General features: G+C 62.0%; 16 protein-coding genes. 9 read left to right on the top strand and 7 right to left on the bottom strand.

Annotated elements, in window-relative coordinates; all coding sequences use genetic code 11:
* Positions 1 to 74: 74 nt before the first annotated feature.
* The 7 genes from VCK47_RS08000 to VCK47_RS07970 all read left to right on the top strand — a co-directional run bounded on the left by VCK47_RS08000 (position 75) and on the right by VCK47_RS07970 (position 6,367).
* Positions 75 to 842, top strand: coding sequence for a coniferyl-alcohol dehydrogenase (locus VCK47_RS08000; RefSeq protein ID WP_322891877.1), 768 nt, complete (start codon positions 75 to 77; stop codon positions 840 to 842).
* Between the two features lie 84 nt (positions 843 to 926).
* Positions 927 to 2,234: an ABC transporter substrate-binding protein gene (locus VCK47_RS07995; RefSeq protein ID WP_322891876.1), complete on the top strand. Its 1,308-nt coding sequence runs from the start codon at positions 927 to 929 to the stop codon at positions 2,232 to 2,234.
* 70 nt (positions 2,235 to 2,304) lie between these two features.
* Entirely contained in the window at positions 2,305 to 3,048 is a 744-nt protein-coding gene (locus VCK47_RS07990) for an ABC transporter ATP-binding protein (protein WP_322892022.1), read from the top strand.
* Positions 3,045 to 3,770, top strand: a complete 726-nt coding sequence (locus VCK47_RS07985) for an ABC transporter ATP-binding protein (protein ID WP_322891875.1) — start codon at positions 3,045 to 3,047, stop codon at positions 3,768 to 3,770. Before VCK47_RS07990 ends, VCK47_RS07985 begins: the two co-directional genes overlap by 4 nt.
* The gene (locus tag VCK47_RS07980) at positions 3,763 to 4,689 is read left to right on the top strand and encodes a branched-chain amino acid ABC transporter permease (RefSeq protein WP_322891874.1); all 927 of its coding nucleotides are present in this window, start codon (positions 3,763 to 3,765) and stop codon (positions 4,687 to 4,689) included. Before VCK47_RS07985 ends, VCK47_RS07980 begins: the two co-directional genes overlap by 8 nt.
* Complete coding sequence (locus VCK47_RS07975; RefSeq protein ID WP_322891873.1) at positions 4,686 to 5,669, top strand: branched-chain amino acid ABC transporter permease; 984 nt, start codon at positions 4,686 to 4,688, stop codon at positions 5,667 to 5,669. The genes VCK47_RS07980 and VCK47_RS07975 overlap by 4 nt, the downstream gene beginning before the upstream one ends.
* 98 nt (positions 5,670 to 5,767) lie before the next feature.
* Positions 5,768 to 6,367 (top strand): hypothetical protein, encoded by a 600-nt coding sequence (locus VCK47_RS07970; RefSeq protein WP_322891872.1) that lies wholly within the window; start codon positions 5,768 to 5,770, stop codon positions 6,365 to 6,367.
* A gap of 24 nt (positions 6,368 to 6,391) precedes the next feature.
* On the opposite strand, the gene VCK47_RS07965 is transcribed toward VCK47_RS07970, so the two are convergent.
* From VCK47_RS07965 to VCK47_RS07935, 7 genes are all read right to left on the bottom strand, one after another.
* Positions 6,392 to 6,715: a YciI family protein gene (locus VCK47_RS07965; protein WP_322891871.1), complete on the bottom strand. Its 324-nt coding sequence runs from the start codon at positions 6,713 to 6,715 to the stop codon at positions 6,392 to 6,394.
* Positions 6,715 to 7,554: a class III extradiol dioxygenase family protein gene (locus VCK47_RS07960; protein WP_322891870.1), complete on the bottom strand. Its 840-nt coding sequence runs from the start codon at positions 7,552 to 7,554 to the stop codon at positions 6,715 to 6,717. The genes VCK47_RS07965 and VCK47_RS07960 overlap by 1 nt, the downstream gene beginning before the upstream one ends.
* Positions 7,547 to 8,587, bottom strand: a complete 1,041-nt coding sequence (locus VCK47_RS07955) for an alpha/beta fold hydrolase (RefSeq protein WP_322891869.1) — start codon at positions 8,585 to 8,587, stop codon at positions 7,547 to 7,549. Before VCK47_RS07955 ends, VCK47_RS07960 begins: the two co-directional genes overlap by 8 nt.
* A gap of 135 nt (positions 8,588 to 8,722) precedes the next feature.
* Positions 8,723 to 10,129, bottom strand: coding sequence for a vanillate/3-O-methylgallate O-demethylase (gene ligM, locus VCK47_RS07950; RefSeq protein WP_322891868.1), 1,407 nt, complete (start codon positions 10,127 to 10,129; stop codon positions 8,723 to 8,725).
* Positions 10,130 to 10,250: 121 nt separating this feature from the next.
* A complete protein-coding gene (locus VCK47_RS07945; protein ID WP_322892273.1) occupies positions 10,251 to 10,979 on the bottom strand; it encodes a GntR family transcriptional regulator in 729 nt (242 codons plus the stop codon).
* Between the two features lie 60 nt (positions 10,980 to 11,039).
* A complete protein-coding gene (locus VCK47_RS07940; protein ID WP_322891866.1) occupies positions 11,040 to 11,915 on the bottom strand; it encodes an amidohydrolase family protein in 876 nt (291 codons plus the stop codon).
* Positions 11,916 to 11,920: 5 nt separating this feature from the next.
* Entirely contained in the window at positions 11,921 to 12,709 is a 789-nt protein-coding gene (locus tag VCK47_RS07935) for a crotonase/enoyl-CoA hydratase family protein (RefSeq protein ID WP_322891865.1), read from the bottom strand.
* 174 nt (positions 12,710 to 12,883) lie between these two features.
* Here VCK47_RS07935 and VCK47_RS07930 point away from each other — a divergent pair, with 174 nt between their 5' ends.
* Complete coding sequence (locus VCK47_RS07930; protein WP_322891864.1) at positions 12,884 to 14,722, top strand: feruloyl-CoA synthase; 1,839 nt, start codon at positions 12,884 to 12,886, stop codon at positions 14,720 to 14,722.
* Positions 14,722 to 15,480, top strand: a complete 759-nt coding sequence (locus tag VCK47_RS07925) for an SDR family NAD(P)-dependent oxidoreductase (RefSeq protein ID WP_322891863.1) — start codon at positions 14,722 to 14,724, stop codon at positions 15,478 to 15,480. The genes VCK47_RS07930 and VCK47_RS07925 overlap by 1 nt, the downstream gene beginning before the upstream one ends.
* Positions 15,481 to 15,505: the final 25 nt, after the last annotated feature.

Raw genomic sequence — 15,505 nt, 5'->3', positions numbered from 1 at the left:
TGCAAACCAGCAAAGCCGGTCAGGCGCCCCTTCGGGGGCGGCTGGCAGGTGCGCGCATCAAACGGAAAAAGACCATGAATTTGCACGGAAAAACCATCGCCATCACTGGCGCCTCTTCGGGGATCGGGGCCGAGATTGCCCGCCTTGCGCGGTTTCAGGGGGCCCATGTCATCGGGCTGGACCGCAACGATCCGATGATCACGCTGGACAGCTTCATCAAGATCGACATGGGTGACGCCGGATCCATCGACGCCGCTGTCGGCGCACTGCCATCGCGGATTGACGCGCTGGTCAACGCTGCCGGTGTATCCGGCATGGCCGACCCCGATGTGGTGGCGCGTGTCAACTATCTGGGGCTGCGCCATCTGACCGAAAGTCTGGTGCCGCATCTGTCAGGCGGCGGTGCGGTGGTCAACCTGACCTCGATCCTTGGGGCGGAATGGCCAAAGCGGCTGGACGCGCACAAGGCGCTGGCAGCCACCACCACATGGGACGACGGGGCCGCGTGGCTTGCCGCCCATCCGGTGCCGCAGGACACCTGCTATCAGTATTTCAAGGAAGCACTGATCGTGTGGACGAAAAAACGCGGCTATGATTTGTTCATGCAGCGCGACATCCGCATGAACGCGGTTGCCCCCGGCCCTGTGTTCACCCCGATCCTTGGCGAATTTGTCCAGATGCTGGGTGAAGAGCGTGTGCAGGCCGATGCCGCCAATATCAAACGCCCCGCCATTGCAGATGAAATCGCGCCGCCGGTCCTGTTCTTGTGTTCGGACGCCGCACGCTGGGTGACGGGTATCAACCTGCCCGTCGATGGCGGGATCGACGCACTTTACGTTTGACATCAACAGGGTCGCCCCACGGCGGCCCATGCCACTGCGCCAGCCAGCGATCTGGCTTTCCACCACCACAAAAGGGAGAATGACGTGACCAAAACATCCACTATCCTGACCGCAGCGGGCATGAGCCGCCGCCATTTCAACCGCCTGATCGCGGGTTCGGCCCTTGCCGCGCCGATGATCGGCACGCGCGCCTTCGGGCAGGACGCGGCGACGTTCAAGATCGGCTATATCGGCCCGCAATCGGGGCCTTTGGGCATCTTTGGCGGCGCTGACGGCTATCTGATCGACACGATCCGCGCCAATCTGGCAGGCGGCATCGACGTCGGCGGGCAGATGATGAACGTCGAGATCATCACCGCCGATACCCAGTCCGATCCGGTCCGCGCCAGCCAGATCACCCGCGACATGATCAACGCGCAAGCGCCTGACCTGATCCTGACCCATTCCGCGCCGGAAACCGTTAATCCTGTGTCGGACGCCTGCGAGGCAGGGGCCACACCTTGCCTGTCAACCGTTGCACCGTGGGAAGCGTTCTATTTCGGTCGCGGCGGCAAGCCGGGCGAACAATCGTTCAAATGGACATTCCATTTTTCATTCGGTACCGGCAATTTCGTCAACCTTTACAACGGCCAGTGGTCGCTGCTTGAGACGAACAAAAAGGTCGGGACCCTGATCCCGTCCGATGCCGACGGCAATGCGATCCGCGCGGGCCTGCTGCCCAAGCTGGTCGAACAAGGCTGGGAGGTGGTCGATCCCGGCCCCTATGAAAACATGAGCCAGGATTTCACCACCCAGATCGAGGCGTTCAAATCCGCCGGTGTCGAGATTGTGGTTTGTTTCCCGTTCCCGCCCGATTTCCCCGTATTCTGGCGGCAGGCAGCACAGCGCGGTCTGGCCCAGCAGCTTAAGGTGATGCAGATGGCCAAGGCCGGTCTGTTCGCCGCCGAGATGGAGGCGTTGGGCGATCTGGGTCAGGGGCTTTGCACCGGCGTGTACTGGCATCCTGCTTTCCCGTTCTCGTCGACAGCCACTGGCATGACCAATGCCGAACTTGGCGCAGGCTACGAGGCGGCAACAGGCCGGCAATGGGCGCAGGCGCTTGGCGCTTCGGCATCGCTGTTTGATGCGGCACTGGCGCTGGCGCAACAATCCGGCAACCCCAAGGACAAGGAAGCTATGGCCGCGACCCTGCCCATGCTCAAGGCGGAAACCGCTGTGGGGACTGTCGATTTCTCGACCGGACCTATGGCCAATTGCGCGGTCAGCGGTCTGGCCGGTGGCCAGTGGAACAAGTCGGAAGGTCCGTTCCCGTTCCAGCTTGACCTCGTGTCCAACGCGGATTTCCCGCAGATCGACCTGACAGCCGAGTTCAAACCGTTGGCTTTCGGCTGATGTTGCACAAGGTCCGGATGCGCTGTGCGGCGCATCCGGACCACCCCATCCAAAAAGGACGAAACTTGTGATGATTGCGTCGGTGAACCCCGAACCCATGCTGCGCGCCACCGGAGTCAACAAATCCTACGGCGCGCTGAAAGTGTTGCACGATGTGGATTTCGCGGTGATGCAAGGTGAAGCGGTGGGCATTGTCGGCCCCAATGGCGCGGGCAAAACCACGCTGTTCGGGGCGATGGCGGGGTCGTTTCCGATCACAAGCGGTGCGATCAGCCTGCAAGGGCAAGACCTGAAAGGCACGTCCGCATCCGAGCGGTGCCGGATGGGATTGTCGCGCACCTATCAGGTGCCGCGCCCGTTTCTGGGCATGACCGTGTTTGAAAACGTGCATGTGGCGGGGATGTCCGGTGCCGGTCTGTCACCGTCAGACGCGACCGCCCATGGTGCCGATATCCTGCGGCGCACAGGGCTTTTGGCTTATGCCAACCGTCCGGCAGCGGCGCTTGGCCTGCTGGACCGCAAGCGGCTGGAGGTGGCGCGCGCGCTGGCCACCAAGCCCGCCGTGATCCTGCTGGACGAGATCGGCGGCGGTCTGACCGAGGCGGAACTGGTCGAACTGGTTGAACTGATCCGGCAGTTGCAGGCCGATGGCATGACCGTGGTCTGGATCGAACATATCCTGCATGCGCTGCTGCGCGTGGTCACACGGCTGGTCTGCATGGCCGAAGGCCGGATACTGGCGATGGGCGACCCGCGCGATGTGATGGCCCACCCCGATGTCCAGCGCGCCTATCTAGGAAGCAGCCCCGAATGACACATGCCCTGCAATTATCAGATGTCATCGGCCGTCACGGCCAGTTGCAAGCGATCAAGGGTCTGTCGCTGACCATTGCCGAAGGCGAAGTGCTGGCGGTGATCGGTGCCAATGGCGCGGGTAAAACCACGCTGATGCGGATGATCGCGGGCCTGCATCCGGTGGCCGAAGGCGCGATCAGCCTGTTTGGCACGCCTGTCACCACCATGCCCGCCTATGCCCGCGTCAAGGCAGGCATTGCCCTGTCACCCGAAGGCCGCCGGCTGTTCGGAGACATGACCGTGCGGGAAAACCTGCAGATCGCTGCCGAAAATGGCCGCCGTGGCGACTGGACCCTGCCTACCGTCTGCGATGCGTTCGCACAGATCAAACCGCTGCTGGACCGTCCCGCAGGCGGGCTGTCGGGCGGACAGCGGCAGGCGGTGGCGATTGCGCGCGCGCTGGTCGCCAACCCCAAGGTGTTGCTGCTGGACGAGGTGTCGCTAGGCCTGTCGCCCGCAGCGGTCGAAGGGGTTTACCAGTCGCTGGCCGCGATCAGGGGGCGGATGACGATGATCGTGGTCGAACAGGATCTGACCCGCGCGATGGATTTCGCCTCCCGGCTTATCTGCATGGCCGAAGGGGTGCTGGAACTCGACGGCGCGCCTGCCAATCTGACCCGCGCCCAGATTACCGATGCCTATTTCGGCATCCACAAGGCAACGGAGACGTCACATGCTTGAGGCCGTGATCCAAGGCATCCTTTTGGGCGGATATTACGCAATGCTGGCGGCGGGCCTGTCGCTGATGTTCGGGGTGGTGCGTTTCATCAATCTTGCGCATGGCGATATGGCCGTGCTGGGGGCGATGATCGCGCTGTGGCTGGTGCAGGGGCTGGGGCTGGGCGTTGGTCCGGCGATTGCGGTGACGCTGCCGGTGATGGCCGCACTTGGCTGGCTGATGCAGCGGTTTATCTTTGAACGCGCGCTGCGTGGTGGTTTTCTGATCCCGATCCTGACCACCATCGGCCTTGGCGCGGCGTTGCAGAACGGGATGTTCGGGCTGTTCGGGTCGGACACGAAATCGCTGGGGGCCTATATCGGCAACCTGTCATGGGCAAGCTGGCAGTTACCGGGCGGTATCTTTCTGGGGCAACTGCCGGTTTATATGTTCCTGACGGCAGTGCTGGTGCTGGGGGCGCTGCATCTGCTGCTGACGCGCACCGCCTTTGGCCGCGCGGTGCGGGCCACATCGACCGATGCCGAAGCGGCGGCATTGTCGGGCGTGGACCCCCGGCGCGTGCATCGCAAGGCGGCGGCCATCGCCGTGGCGCTGGCGGGGCTGGCGGGGATATTCCTTGCCCTGCGTGCACAGGTGACGCCGTTTTCAGGGCCGATGCTGTTGATCTTCGCGTTCGAGGCGGTGGTGATCGGCGGGATCGGCTCACTGCGCGGCACTTTGATCGGTGGCATCGCCCTTGGCCTTGCGCAATCTGTTGGGGGGCTGATTTCACCGCAGTTTTCGATCCTTGCGGGCCATTGCGTATTTCTGGCTGTGCTGGCGTGGCGGATGACACAAGGTGCCGCCGCCGAACGGGGCGGCTGGCGTGCCGCACTGGCCGTGATGTTCCACAAGCGCGATATGATACGGAGAAAGACATGACCCCCAACAGCATTTTGCCGATGTCGGCACCCGACCGGCGGCTGATCTGGCTGGCGCTGGGGCTGGGCATCGCGCTGGCGCTTTTGCCGCTGGCGGGTTCGGCGCTGGTGGTGGACAAGCTGACCTATCTGTTTATCCTGATCATGTTCGCCACGATGTGGAACCTTCTTGCCGGTTATGCCGGTCTGGTGTCGGTGGGCCAGCAGGCGTTTGTCGGGCTTGGCGGCTATGCGATGGTGCGCATGGTGGACGCGGGCCTGCCGCCGTTTCCAGCGATCTTCATCGGCGCGCTTTGCACCGGTGTGGTGGCATGGGGTTTGTCGTGGTTCGTTTTGCGGATGAAAGCGGGCGAGTTCGCCATCGCCACTTGGGTCATCGCCGAGGCGATCCGGTCAGTCGTGTCCTTTGACCCGATGATTCAGGGTGATACCGGAACATCTGTCACTGCGCTGAACGCCTATGCACCCGAAGTGCGGCGCTTGACGATCTATCTGCTGGGGCTGGCCACGATGTCGCTGATGCTGTGGGGCAGCTGGAAACTGCTGCAAGGGCGCACCGGCGCGCAGGCCCAGGCGATCCGTGATGATGAAGAAGCCGCTGCTTCGGTCGGGATTTCCACGTTTCAGGTCAAGCAGCGCATTTACATCCTTGCCTCGATCGGTTGCGCGGTGGCGGGGACGTTGTGGCTTGCTTCTGCGATCACGTTCCAGCCGCGCACGGCGTTCGGGGTGCAATGGTCGGTGTTCATGCTGTTCATGGTGCTGGTGGGCGGCATCGGCACGTTTATCGGCCCGATCCTTGGGGCGCTGCTGTTCTTTGCCTTGCAAGAAATTTTTGGCGATTTTGGCGCTTGGTATATGGCGGGTGTGGGGATTCTGGCGATCCTGTTCGCGCTGTATCTGCCCAATGGCATCGTCGGGCTGTGGCTCGACCGTGGACGCGCCGAACCACTGTCGATGCGCAAGCGGCTGGGTCTGTAACGGCCGGCGCGATCACAAATCAGAAAGCGGGGTTGGAAACCGCTTTTGCCCACCCGATGTCTGCCGCAGAGCGTCAGCCTCGCCTGAAGGAGAAAGTCTTGTCCGATCACACACGCCAGCCCGCCCGTCGCCGGTTCTTGCAATTCGCCGCCATGGTGCCAGCCGCGCTTGGTCTGTCCGCTGGCCGTGCAGCCGCCCAGCAGGCGATGATCCCCACCGCAAGCGATATGGAAGGGCCGTATTACATCAGCAACATGCCGGTGGTGGCCGACCTGAACCGCTTTGGCAAACAGGGCGAGGTGATGCAGATCACGGGGCAGGTGATGAATGCCGCAGACCCCGAAACGCCTGTCTCGGGTGCTAGGCTGGAACTGTGGCAGACCGACGGCAGCGGGCGCTATCATCCGCAGCAAAACGGTGATTATGCCGACTTTCCCGATGACGCGCTGGATATGCGCGGCACTGTGATCGCGGATGCCGAAGGCCGGTTCGCGGTCATGTCGTTGTTTCCGAAAGAATACTGGCCGCGCCCGCCGCATATCCATTACCGGATCACGGCAGAAGGGTTCCGCCCGCTGGTGACACAGCACTATCTTGACACCAGCCCGCGCGACCGGCCGCACCGTACCGCAAATGTGCAGCGCGACCAAAGCCCTGCTATATTCGCGGCCCCGACATTTTACATCACGCCTGCATGACGCCGCCACATCGCAGGCAGAGACTTAGCCTGCCTGCGTCAGTGGCTGAATGCGCGCGGCCTGAAACGTGTCGGCCATGCGCGTCAGTTCGACCTGCCTGACCACGCCCCCCGTGGCAAAAGGATCGCCTGTGGCAAAGGCGCGGGCGGCAGCCTCGTCCGCGGCTTCGATAATGCCGAAATTGCCGATCCCGTCGCCTGCATCGTTCCATAGCGCCGATCCGGTCAGCACCCGTGCCACGCCATTGCCACCGGACGCGACCCATGCGCGGTGCGCTGGGCGCAACCGGTCGCGCAGCGCGGCGATGTCGGGGCCGTCATGATGCAGGCAGATCATCAGGAAATACATCAGGCGTTTTCCAGCAGTACCATGCCCGCACCTGTCATCGACGCAGGCGCGAAATAATGGCGGCACAGCGTGTTGACCTGTGCATCCATACAGCCGCGCATCACCAGCCACATGATCAGTTCTGCCCCTTCCGAGCCGAAAACCTCGACATAATCCTCGCGTGTCATGTCGCGATAGCGTTGCGGATTGGGGCCGATATCGGCGATCCATTCACGGTCCGCGTCAGGGTTGATGTAGCCTGCCCGCGCCCCCTGCAACTGATGCGACAGCCCGCCGGTGCCCAGCACCACCACCTTTTCATCGGTGGGCCAGCTTTCGATGGCGTGGCGCAGCACGCGCCCCAGATCCCACATGCGCTGCGGCGTGGGGATCGGGTACTGGATCGTGTTGACAAGGATCGGCACCACCTTGACCGGCCATGCGGCAGGGCGGCCGAACACCAGCTCCATCGGCACCTGCATCCCGTGATCGACCTGCAATTCGCGGCAGATCAGCGGGTCGAAATGGCTGGTCACCATTTGGTCGGCCAGATGCCACGCGAAATCGGCAGCCCCTTCAAAGGCTGGCACGGGTCGCGGCCCCCAGCCTTCGTCGATCGGGTCATAGGTGTCGGCCACCCCAAGCGCCAGTGTCGGCACGCGGTCCAGAAAGAACGCATTGCCGTGATCGTTAAAGATCACCACCGCGATGTCGGGTTTTTGTGCCGCAACCCAGTCTTGCGCCGGAGTATAGCCGTCAAAGAATGGTTTCCATTCGTCGCTGTCGCGCAACCCCTTGTCCAGCGCCGCCGCGATCGACGGCACATGGCTGGTGCCCACACCTGCAATCAGTCTAGCCATTTGTCACCTTTCCCAGCCGCGTTTCCAGAAATGTATCAAGGCTTAGCCCCGCCTGCGCGGCACCGATGTCGCGGATTGGCGTCGGGTCCACGGCAGAAATCTTGAGGATGTAGAAAAGATTGCCACCCAGCCGCACCATTTCGGCCCAGTCGCGGGCCAGAACGGCGGCGCGCTGTTCGGCGGTCAGGGCAAAACGGTCAAGATACGCCTGTTCATCCGCGCGAAACGCGGCGCGGCCTTCGGGGGTGGCAAGGCCCATCGCCATTTTGTTCAACGCATAGCCTGCGGTGCTGCGGGGACGGTCGAACAGCGGGGTTTGCGGAATCCGGTCCAGCCCTGCATCGACCACCGCAACATCGCGCGCCCATGCGCCAAGCAATGCGGCCACGGTCGCTGCCTGTTCAACGGGGGCGAAATGGCCTGCGTTCTCGACCACCTCCAGCCGCGCTTGCGGGCAAATCCGTGCGATATCCTGATGCTGGGCAATCGGGCTCCAGGCATCCTGCCGGCCGGTGACCAGCAGCATCGGCCCTTTGTAGGTCAGGCTGGCCGCCGCATCGGGCCGCGACAACAAGGCACGCAACTGGCGTTCGTGGATTTCGGGGGTGGCGCGGCAGACCATCGCTGTCAGTTCGGCCGCCAGATCAGGGTCGGCGTCTGGCCGCATCATGCCGGGCAACCAGACCGCCGCCATAGCCGCCATGCCGGCAGTATGTGCCAGATCGATCATCGCCTGCCGCTTGTCCGCTTCGCCTGCGCGCGGCGGATGTGTACCCGTGTTCAGCAGCGCCATGCCCGCGATGCGCCCGGGGGCCATGCGCGCCATTTCCATCGCAACCCGCCCGCCCATCGAATGGCCCACCAAAACCAGCCGCCCCTGATGCCGCGCCAACAGATCGCGTGCCATGTCGGGGATGCCGGGTTGCGTTGTGACATCGGCCACCACGCATGGCAGGTCGCCCACTGCCGCAATTGCCGCGCGCCAGACAAAGGCGTCGCTGACAAGACCTGGAATAAAGACAAGTGTCGTCATCAATACACTCCGCAGATCGTGTTGGTCGGCAAGACTATCGGCAAAATGGCATAGGGCTGATCCGCGGATGTCCTTGACTTTCAGGCAAAGACTGCACGGATCGCCCCATTGTTGCGGGTGCAGGGACCCGCAGCATCACCGTGGCTTGCTGCGCCAGCTGTCGGCGTAGTTTGTCCGCGCCTCGGCAGCATAGGGCGTAGCGGCCACCCGCACACGGATTTCGGTTTGGCGATGCGGCTCGGTCGAGGTCTTGCCGGTGGTTTCAGGCTCGCCCCATTTCAGCGTCAGGATGTCGTTTTCCTGCACGTCCTGCGACACGACCCCAAGCGACAACATACTGCGTTCGTTATAGGAATAGCCGTTGAACATGCTCATACCCACCATCTTGCCGTCGCGCTCGATCCTGTCGGCAGAGGAAGAGGCATAGTTCGGCTGCGGGAAGTCGATCCATTTGAACGGCACACCAGGTTCAAAGTTTGAGGCGATGACCTTTAGCACATCGTCACGGTTCCATTCGAACGTCACCTTCTTGCGGTTGTCCGTGCTGCCTTTCATCGCGGCCAGCGCAGCCTTACCGACGAAATCGTCCTTTTTCCAACCGATATAGAAATCATACCCAAGCTCGAACGGGTTGACGTAATAGTCTTCGATATTGTCCGACACAAAGCTGCCGCCGATGGCGCCTGCCGCCTCATAGCTGTCGGCCCCCAACCAATCGCGGTAGTCCTTGAGCATGCCGTCACCGGTGTAGATGCCAGGCAGGGGCGAGGGGATCCATCCCGATTCAAGCGTGTTTGTCGAATAGGCGCGGCTGCCGCATTGGACAAGGTTCACACCTGCATCGCGGGCGGCCTGCAAAATGGTCGAGTGGATATAATCTTTGTCCTTGTAAGGCCCCCAGATTTCCAGACCCGGCGCACCGGACATGCCATGGCGCAAGGCCTGCACCGTTTTTGACCCGATTTTGATCCGGTCGACATGGAAGAACTTGATCTCTGGCACCGGGCCGCCGTGAAGCTTTTCAAAGATCGCAGGCGCATCCGGTCCTTGGATCTGGAAGCGGTAATGTTCGCGCAGCACGCGTTCGCCTTCGGGGCGACTAGGGCTGCGCGGGTCATAGCGCAGGCGCACATTCCACTTTCCGTAAGCCGCGCAAAACATCAGCCAGTTCGATGTCGGCGCACGCCCGACCAGAATGTATTTGTCCTCACGTTCGCGAAAGATGATGTGATCCCCGATGACATGGCCCGCCGGCGTCACCGGCACGAAATGCTTGGCGCGGTTGAGATCGAAATTTGCGAAAGAATTGATGCCATGGTGTGACAGAAAGGCGGTTGCGTCCGGGCCTTCGACGATCAATTCGTCCATGTGATGCGACTGGTCGAACAGCACCGCCGATTGCCGCCACGCCACCTGTTCGTTGCGCCAGTTCTGAAATTCCGGCGCTACGACGGGGTAAACATACATGCCCGCGCGCGAGTTGCGCAGCAGCGTGACCGGATTACCGGCCCCCGCCATGACTGTTGCCAAGCTTTGTGTCATCGAATTCCCCCCGATCGGATGTGCAGTAAATGTATACATCATGCGGGAGGTGGCGCGCGTTAGGCAAGGGTTATGATGTCTTCCAGGGGGCTAGTTGGCAAAAAATGTATACATTGACGGGTCAGGCCGACAGAATTGCAAGACTCGGTGCACCATCCTTCGGGGTTGCTTCGCGTGAAAGCAGGAATTCGACGTTCCGCCGCGCTGCGCGGGCGTGTTCGCGGGCAAGTGATTCGGCGCGCGATCCTTCGCGGTGGGTGATTGCCTCGATGACGGCGCGGTGCTGATCCTGTGCTGCGGCCAGCGTCTTGACCAGGTCAGTCTGCCGCGACTGGTCGTCCAAAAACGCCGAAGGGGAAGCAAATGGAAGGGCGATGATGCGCGCGATCTCGCGGATCAGCACTTCACTTTGCGACATCCGCGCGAGCAGGTCATGAAATCTGGAATTGAGGTGCGAATACCCTTCCATATCAATAGTTTCTATCTGAAAAAGGGTGTCGATGCCGCGCAGGATCGCGCCCGTTTCTGCCAAGAGTTCAGGTGGTGCGCCGCGTTCGGCCGCCAGCCGCGCGGCGGTGCCTTCCAGCACGCCCCGCAACTCGATCGTGTCAACCACATCAGCGACGGCAAAGCTGCGCACGATGAAACCGCCACCGGCGTTGCGGTCCAGCAACGCCTCTTCGGCCAAGCGTGACAATGCTGCCCGAACCGGTGTGCGCGAGATGCCAAGCGCCTCTGCCAGTGCGACTTCGTAAAGCCGCGTGCCGCCGGGCAGTTCACCATTCAGGATGCGCTGGCGCAGCGTGATCAGTGCGCGATGCGCGTGTGTAGAGCTGCGTTCTGCGGCCATGACTGACGTCTCCATGCATACAACTGTAGGATAGCATGGTTGGTCGTCATGTATACATTGCTAAAGCTTCAGAATGCGCCGCGCGTTCTCTTTCAGGATCAGTGGCCGCACCTCGTCGCGGATCGGCAGGTCGGCGAAATCCTTCAACCAGCGGTCGGGCGTGATCGCGGGCCAGTCAGAGCCGAACAGCATTTTGTTTTTCAGGATCGTGTTGGCGTAATGGACAAAGATCTGCGGAAAGTATTTCGGCGACCAGCCCGACATGTCGATATAGACATTGGGTTTGTGCTGCGCGATGGCCAGCCCTTCTTCGGTCCACGGAAAGGACGGATGTGCCAGCACGATGGTCATATCGGGGAAATCCACCGCCACATCGTCGATATGGATCGGGTTGGAATATTTCAGCCGCATCCCCATACCGCCGCGCATACCAGAGCCAACGCCGGTCTGGCCGGTGTGGAACAGCGCGATCGCGCCTTCTTCGGCAATCGCTTCATATAGCGGATAGGCCATGCGGTCATTGGGGTAAAACCCCTGCATGGTGGGGTGGAATTTGAACCCTTTGACGCCGAAATCCCGCACCAGACGGCGGGCTTCACGTGCGCCCAGCTTGCCTTTGGCGGGGTCGATGCTGGCGAAAGGGATCAGGATATCGCTGTTTTCTGCGGCGAGCTGTGCGATTTCTTCGTTGTTGTGGCGGTAAAAACCCGTCTCGCGTTCGGCATCCACACCAAAGATCACCGCCGCAATCTTGCGTTCGCGGTAATAGGCGGCGGTCTGCGGCACGGTGGGCAGCATCCCGTCGATGCCTGCGGGATTGCGGAAATAGGCGGCCATGCCAGCCTGAAATTCGTTATAGCCGTCATCGCGGTGGCAATTGCACGGTTCTTCGGCATGGGTGTGGAAATCAATGGCGATGATGTCATCAAGGTTCATGGCGGTCAGTCCTTGGGGGCTGCAAGCTTGGCCGTGCGTTTTTCCAGAAAGGCGCGCAGGCGTTCGGTCGCCTCTGGTGTGGCCGAGGTCAGCGACGACATCAGCGATTCCACGAACAGCCCGTCTTCGGATGACATGTCACGGATGCGGGGCAGGGCGTTGATAATGGCGTAGTTGGACATCGGCGCGTTTTGTGCGGCCGCCTGCGCCAGTGCGATGGCTTTGGTCAATGCGTCTCCTGCCGGCACGACATAGGATACGCCACCCCATTGCTCCATCTGCTGGGGGGACACGGTGCGTCCGGTCAGCATCATGTCGCCCATGCGTTGCGCGCCGATCAGCCGCGCGATCCGCACCGATCCACCGCCGCCCACAAAGATGCCCCGGGTGCCTTCGGGCAGGCCAAAAAACGCGGTTTCATCGGCAACGCGGATATGCGCCGCTGCGGCCAGTTCAAAGCCGCCACCAACAACTGCACCCTGCAACGCGACGATAAACGGGATTTCACCCCGTTCGATCCCATCAAAGACGCGGTGCCAGCGACGTGACCCTTGCACGGCGGCGATCAGCGGCTTTTCGACATGTTCGGCCAGATCGAGACCCGCGCAAAAGTGCTGGCCTTCGCCAAAGATCACAGCGGCTTTCGCCTCGCGCTGCGCTTGCTCGACCGCATCATGCAATGTTTCGACAAAGCGGTCACTGATGGCATTGCGTTTGGCGGGGCGGTTCAACCCGATCAACGCGATTTCCCCGCGCAATTCATACGTGACCAACTGGTTCATCTGTCCATCCATCTTGCGCTCCTTTTCGGGATCTTCGCCGCGGTGCGACGCTCTTTCACTATAGTTATGTGTCATAAATATTATGTTGTAAACATCTCTTGCAAAATTTGTTTGGTGCAGTACTGTTATGACCAATAACTATTGTCCATCCGGTGATGGCAACATGTTTTTGTCAACGGAGGGGCCATGAAAGGCAACGCAACACATGCTGGCCAGTCGATCAGACTGCTGAGCCAAACACGCGCCGACGGCACCACCCTGATCTGGCAAGAGGCCGCACTTGCCCCTTATCCCCGGTGCATGACCGAACGGTTCATGCATTGGGCCAGCACCGATCCCGACCGGCTGTGGATGGCCGAACGCGGTGCGGATGGTGCATGGGCGCGTGTCACCTACGGGGCGGGGGCGGCGGCGATCAGATCGATTGGTGCGGCGTTATTGGCGCAGGGGCTGTCGGTGGAACGGCCATTGCTCATCCTGTCCGGCAACAGCCTGTCCCATGCGCTGATGGCCTTGGGCGCGCAGCATGTGGGTATTCCATCGGCCGCCCTGTCGCCTGCTTATGCGCTGTCGGGCGAAGATCGCAACAAGCTGACACAGGTTGCCGCGCAGCTGACGCCGGGTATGATCTTTGCCGATGATGCCGACAGGTTCATGCCCGCTATAGACGCGGTTTTCGGGCCGGATGTGGTGCTGGCCTGCCGTACTGGCAACAGCGCAACACGCCCGATTCTGGCCTATGACAGCCTGCTGGCGACACCGGTTTCGCCACACGCCGAAGCCGCGCATGCAGCGGTGGGGCCCGATACTGTGGCCAAGTTCCTGTTCACCTCTGGCACAACAGGCAGCCCCAAGGCCGTGATCCAGACGCAGCGGATGCTGTGCGCCAATCAGGCGATGATCGGAGCTGCCTATGATTTTCTGGTCGATGAACCGCCGGTTCTGGTCGATTGGGCGCCATGGAACCACACTGCCAGCGGCAACAAGGTGTTCAACATGGCGATCTATTTTGGCGGCAGCTATTACATTGACGATGGCCGCCCCACGCCCAACGACATCGCCCGCACCATCCGGACCCTGCGCGAGGTGGCGCCGACATGGTATTTCAACGTGCCGATCGGCTATCAGTTTCTGATGGATGTGATGGAACAGGATGACGCGCTGGCCGAAACTTTCTTTTCGCGTCTGCGGATGCTGATGTATGCCGGTGCTGGCATGGGTCAGCCGATCTGGGACAGGCTGACTGCGCTGGCCGCGCGCAAGGTGGCGGGCGGGGTGCCGATTGTGTCGGGCCTCGGGGCCACGGAAACAGGGCCTTTCGCGCTGTATTACAGCGACAAAAAGGACCGCCCCGGCAATATCGGTTTTCCGGCAGCGGGTGTCACGCTCAAGCTGGTCCCGCACGAGGACAAGCTGGAAGCGCGCATCAAAAGCCCCTCGGTCACGCCCGGTTACTGGCGCAATCCGGCCCTGACTGCGGCCGCATATGACGAGGAAGGGTTTTACAAACTGGGCGATGCGCTGCGCTATGCGGTGGCTGGCGATCCGGCGTCGGGGTTTATCTTTGACGGACGGCTGGCGGAAAATTTCAAGCTGGCCACCGGAACATGGGTCGCTGTTGGCGCTTTGCGTGCCGCCTTGGTCAATGCGATGGGCGGGATGATTTCGGATGCGGTGATCGCAGGCGAAAACCGAGATGATCTGCGCGCGCTTCTGGTGCCGAACTGGGCGGCCTTGTGCGATATGGCAGGCGAAACCGATCCGGCCAAAGTGCTGGCGCATCCGGCTGTCAGCAGCGCCTTTGCCGCACGCCTGACCGCCCATGCCAAGGCCGCGACCGGCAGCGCGTCGCGTGTGGTGGCCGCCTTGGTGCTGGCAACACCGCTGAGTTTCGACAAAGGCGAGGTGACGGACAAAGGTTCCGTCAACCAGCGCGCAGTCTTGCGCGAACGGGCCGGTCTGGCGGCGGCGCTGTGGGCGGGCGATCCGGCATTGATCGTGGCTGACTGGAAAGGAAAACGCTGATGCAAATATCGGGTGCACATGTGGCCGTCACCGGCGGCGGGTCCGGTCTTGGCGCGGCGGTGGCGCGCGCCTTGGCCGCACGCGGCGCAACGGTGACAGTGATCGACCGCAGTGGCGAAAGTGCCGCGCATGTCGCGGCTGAAACCGGCGGTTTCGCCCTGACACTGGATGTGACGGATGAAGCTGCGGGTGCCGCCCTTGACACCGCAATCGCGGCGCAAGGGCCGTTGCGCGGGTTGGTGAATTGCGCCGGTATCGGTGGTGCATCGCGCATCGTCGGGCGCGAAGGGCCGATGGCGCTGGATGCGTTTGAACGCACCATCCGCGTGAACCTGATCGGCACTTTCAATATGCTGCGTCTGGCGGCGGCACGGATGCAGAACAATGCGCCTGACGCCGATGGCGGGCGCGGTGCGATCGTCAACACCGCGTCGGTTGCCGCCTTTGACGGCCAGATCGGGCAGGCCGCCTATGCCGCATCGAAAGGCGGGATTGTTGCACTGGCCCTGCCTGCGGCGCGCGAACTCGCCCGCTTTGGCATCAGGGTCAACACTGTGGCTCCGGGTATTTTCCTGACACCGCTGCTGGCCGAACTGCCGGATGATGTACAGGCCGGCATCGCCGCATCAGTGCCGTTTCCGCACCGTCTGGGTGATCCGGCAGAGTTTGCCGATCTGGTGCTGATGTGCTTGACCAACCGCTATCTGAACGCCGAAGTGATCCGGCTTGACGGCGGTCTGCGCCTGCCGCCGAAGTGACCGGTTTTGGTCTGATCGCGCCAAT

It is taken from the genome of Yoonia sp. 72, assembly GCF_034652275.1.
Classification (GTDB): Bacteria; Pseudomonadota; Alphaproteobacteria; order Rhodobacterales; family Rhodobacteraceae; genus Yoonia.
This window is presented reverse-complemented; position numbering and strand designations above follow the sequence as displayed.

Bases quoted from the DNA above. Each gene is read 5' to 3' on its own strand.
- VCK47_RS08000 (WP_322891877.1), top strand. From the start codon at position 75: ATGAATTTGCACGGAAAAACCATCGCCATCACTGGCGCCTCTTCGGGG.
- VCK47_RS07960 (WP_322891870.1), bottom strand. From the start codon at position 7,554: ATGGCTAGACTGATTGCAGGTGTGGGCACCAGCCATGTGCCGTCGATC.
- VCK47_RS07940 (WP_322891866.1), bottom strand. From the start codon at position 11,915: ATGAACCTTGATGACATCATCGCCATTGATTTCCACACCCATGCCGAA.
- VCK47_RS07965 (WP_322891871.1), bottom strand. From the start codon at position 6,715: ATGTATTTCCTGATGATCTGCCTGCATCATGACGGCCCCGACATCGCC.
- VCK47_RS07955 (WP_322891869.1), bottom strand. From the start codon at position 8,587: ATGACGACACTTGTCTTTATTCCAGGTCTTGTCAGCGACGCCTTTGTC.
- VCK47_RS07975 (WP_322891873.1), top strand. From the start codon at position 4,686: ATGACCCCCAACAGCATTTTGCCGATGTCGGCACCCGACCGGCGGCTG.
- VCK47_RS07990 (WP_322892022.1), top strand. From the start codon at position 2,305: ATGATTGCGTCGGTGAACCCCGAACCCATGCTGCGCGCCACCGGAGTC.
- VCK47_RS07980 (WP_322891874.1), top strand. From the start codon at position 3,763: ATGCTTGAGGCCGTGATCCAAGGCATCCTTTTGGGCGGATATTACGCA.
- VCK47_RS07925 (WP_322891863.1), top strand. From the start codon at position 14,722: ATGCAAATATCGGGTGCACATGTGGCCGTCACCGGCGGCGGGTCCGGT.
- ligM (WP_322891868.1), bottom strand. From the start codon at position 10,129: ATGACACAAAGCTTGGCAACAGTCATGGCGGGGGCCGGTAATCCGGTC.
- VCK47_RS07985 (WP_322891875.1), top strand. From the start codon at position 3,045: ATGACACATGCCCTGCAATTATCAGATGTCATCGGCCGTCACGGCCAG.
- VCK47_RS07930 (WP_322891864.1), top strand. From the start codon at position 12,884: ATGAAAGGCAACGCAACACATGCTGGCCAGTCGATCAGACTGCTGAGC.
- VCK47_RS07945 (WP_322892273.1), bottom strand. From the start codon at position 10,979: ATGGCCGCAGAACGCAGCTCTACACACGCGCATCGCGCACTGATCACG.
- VCK47_RS07935 (WP_322891865.1), bottom strand. From the start codon at position 12,709: ATGGATGGACAGATGAACCAGTTGGTCACGTATGAATTGCGCGGGGAA.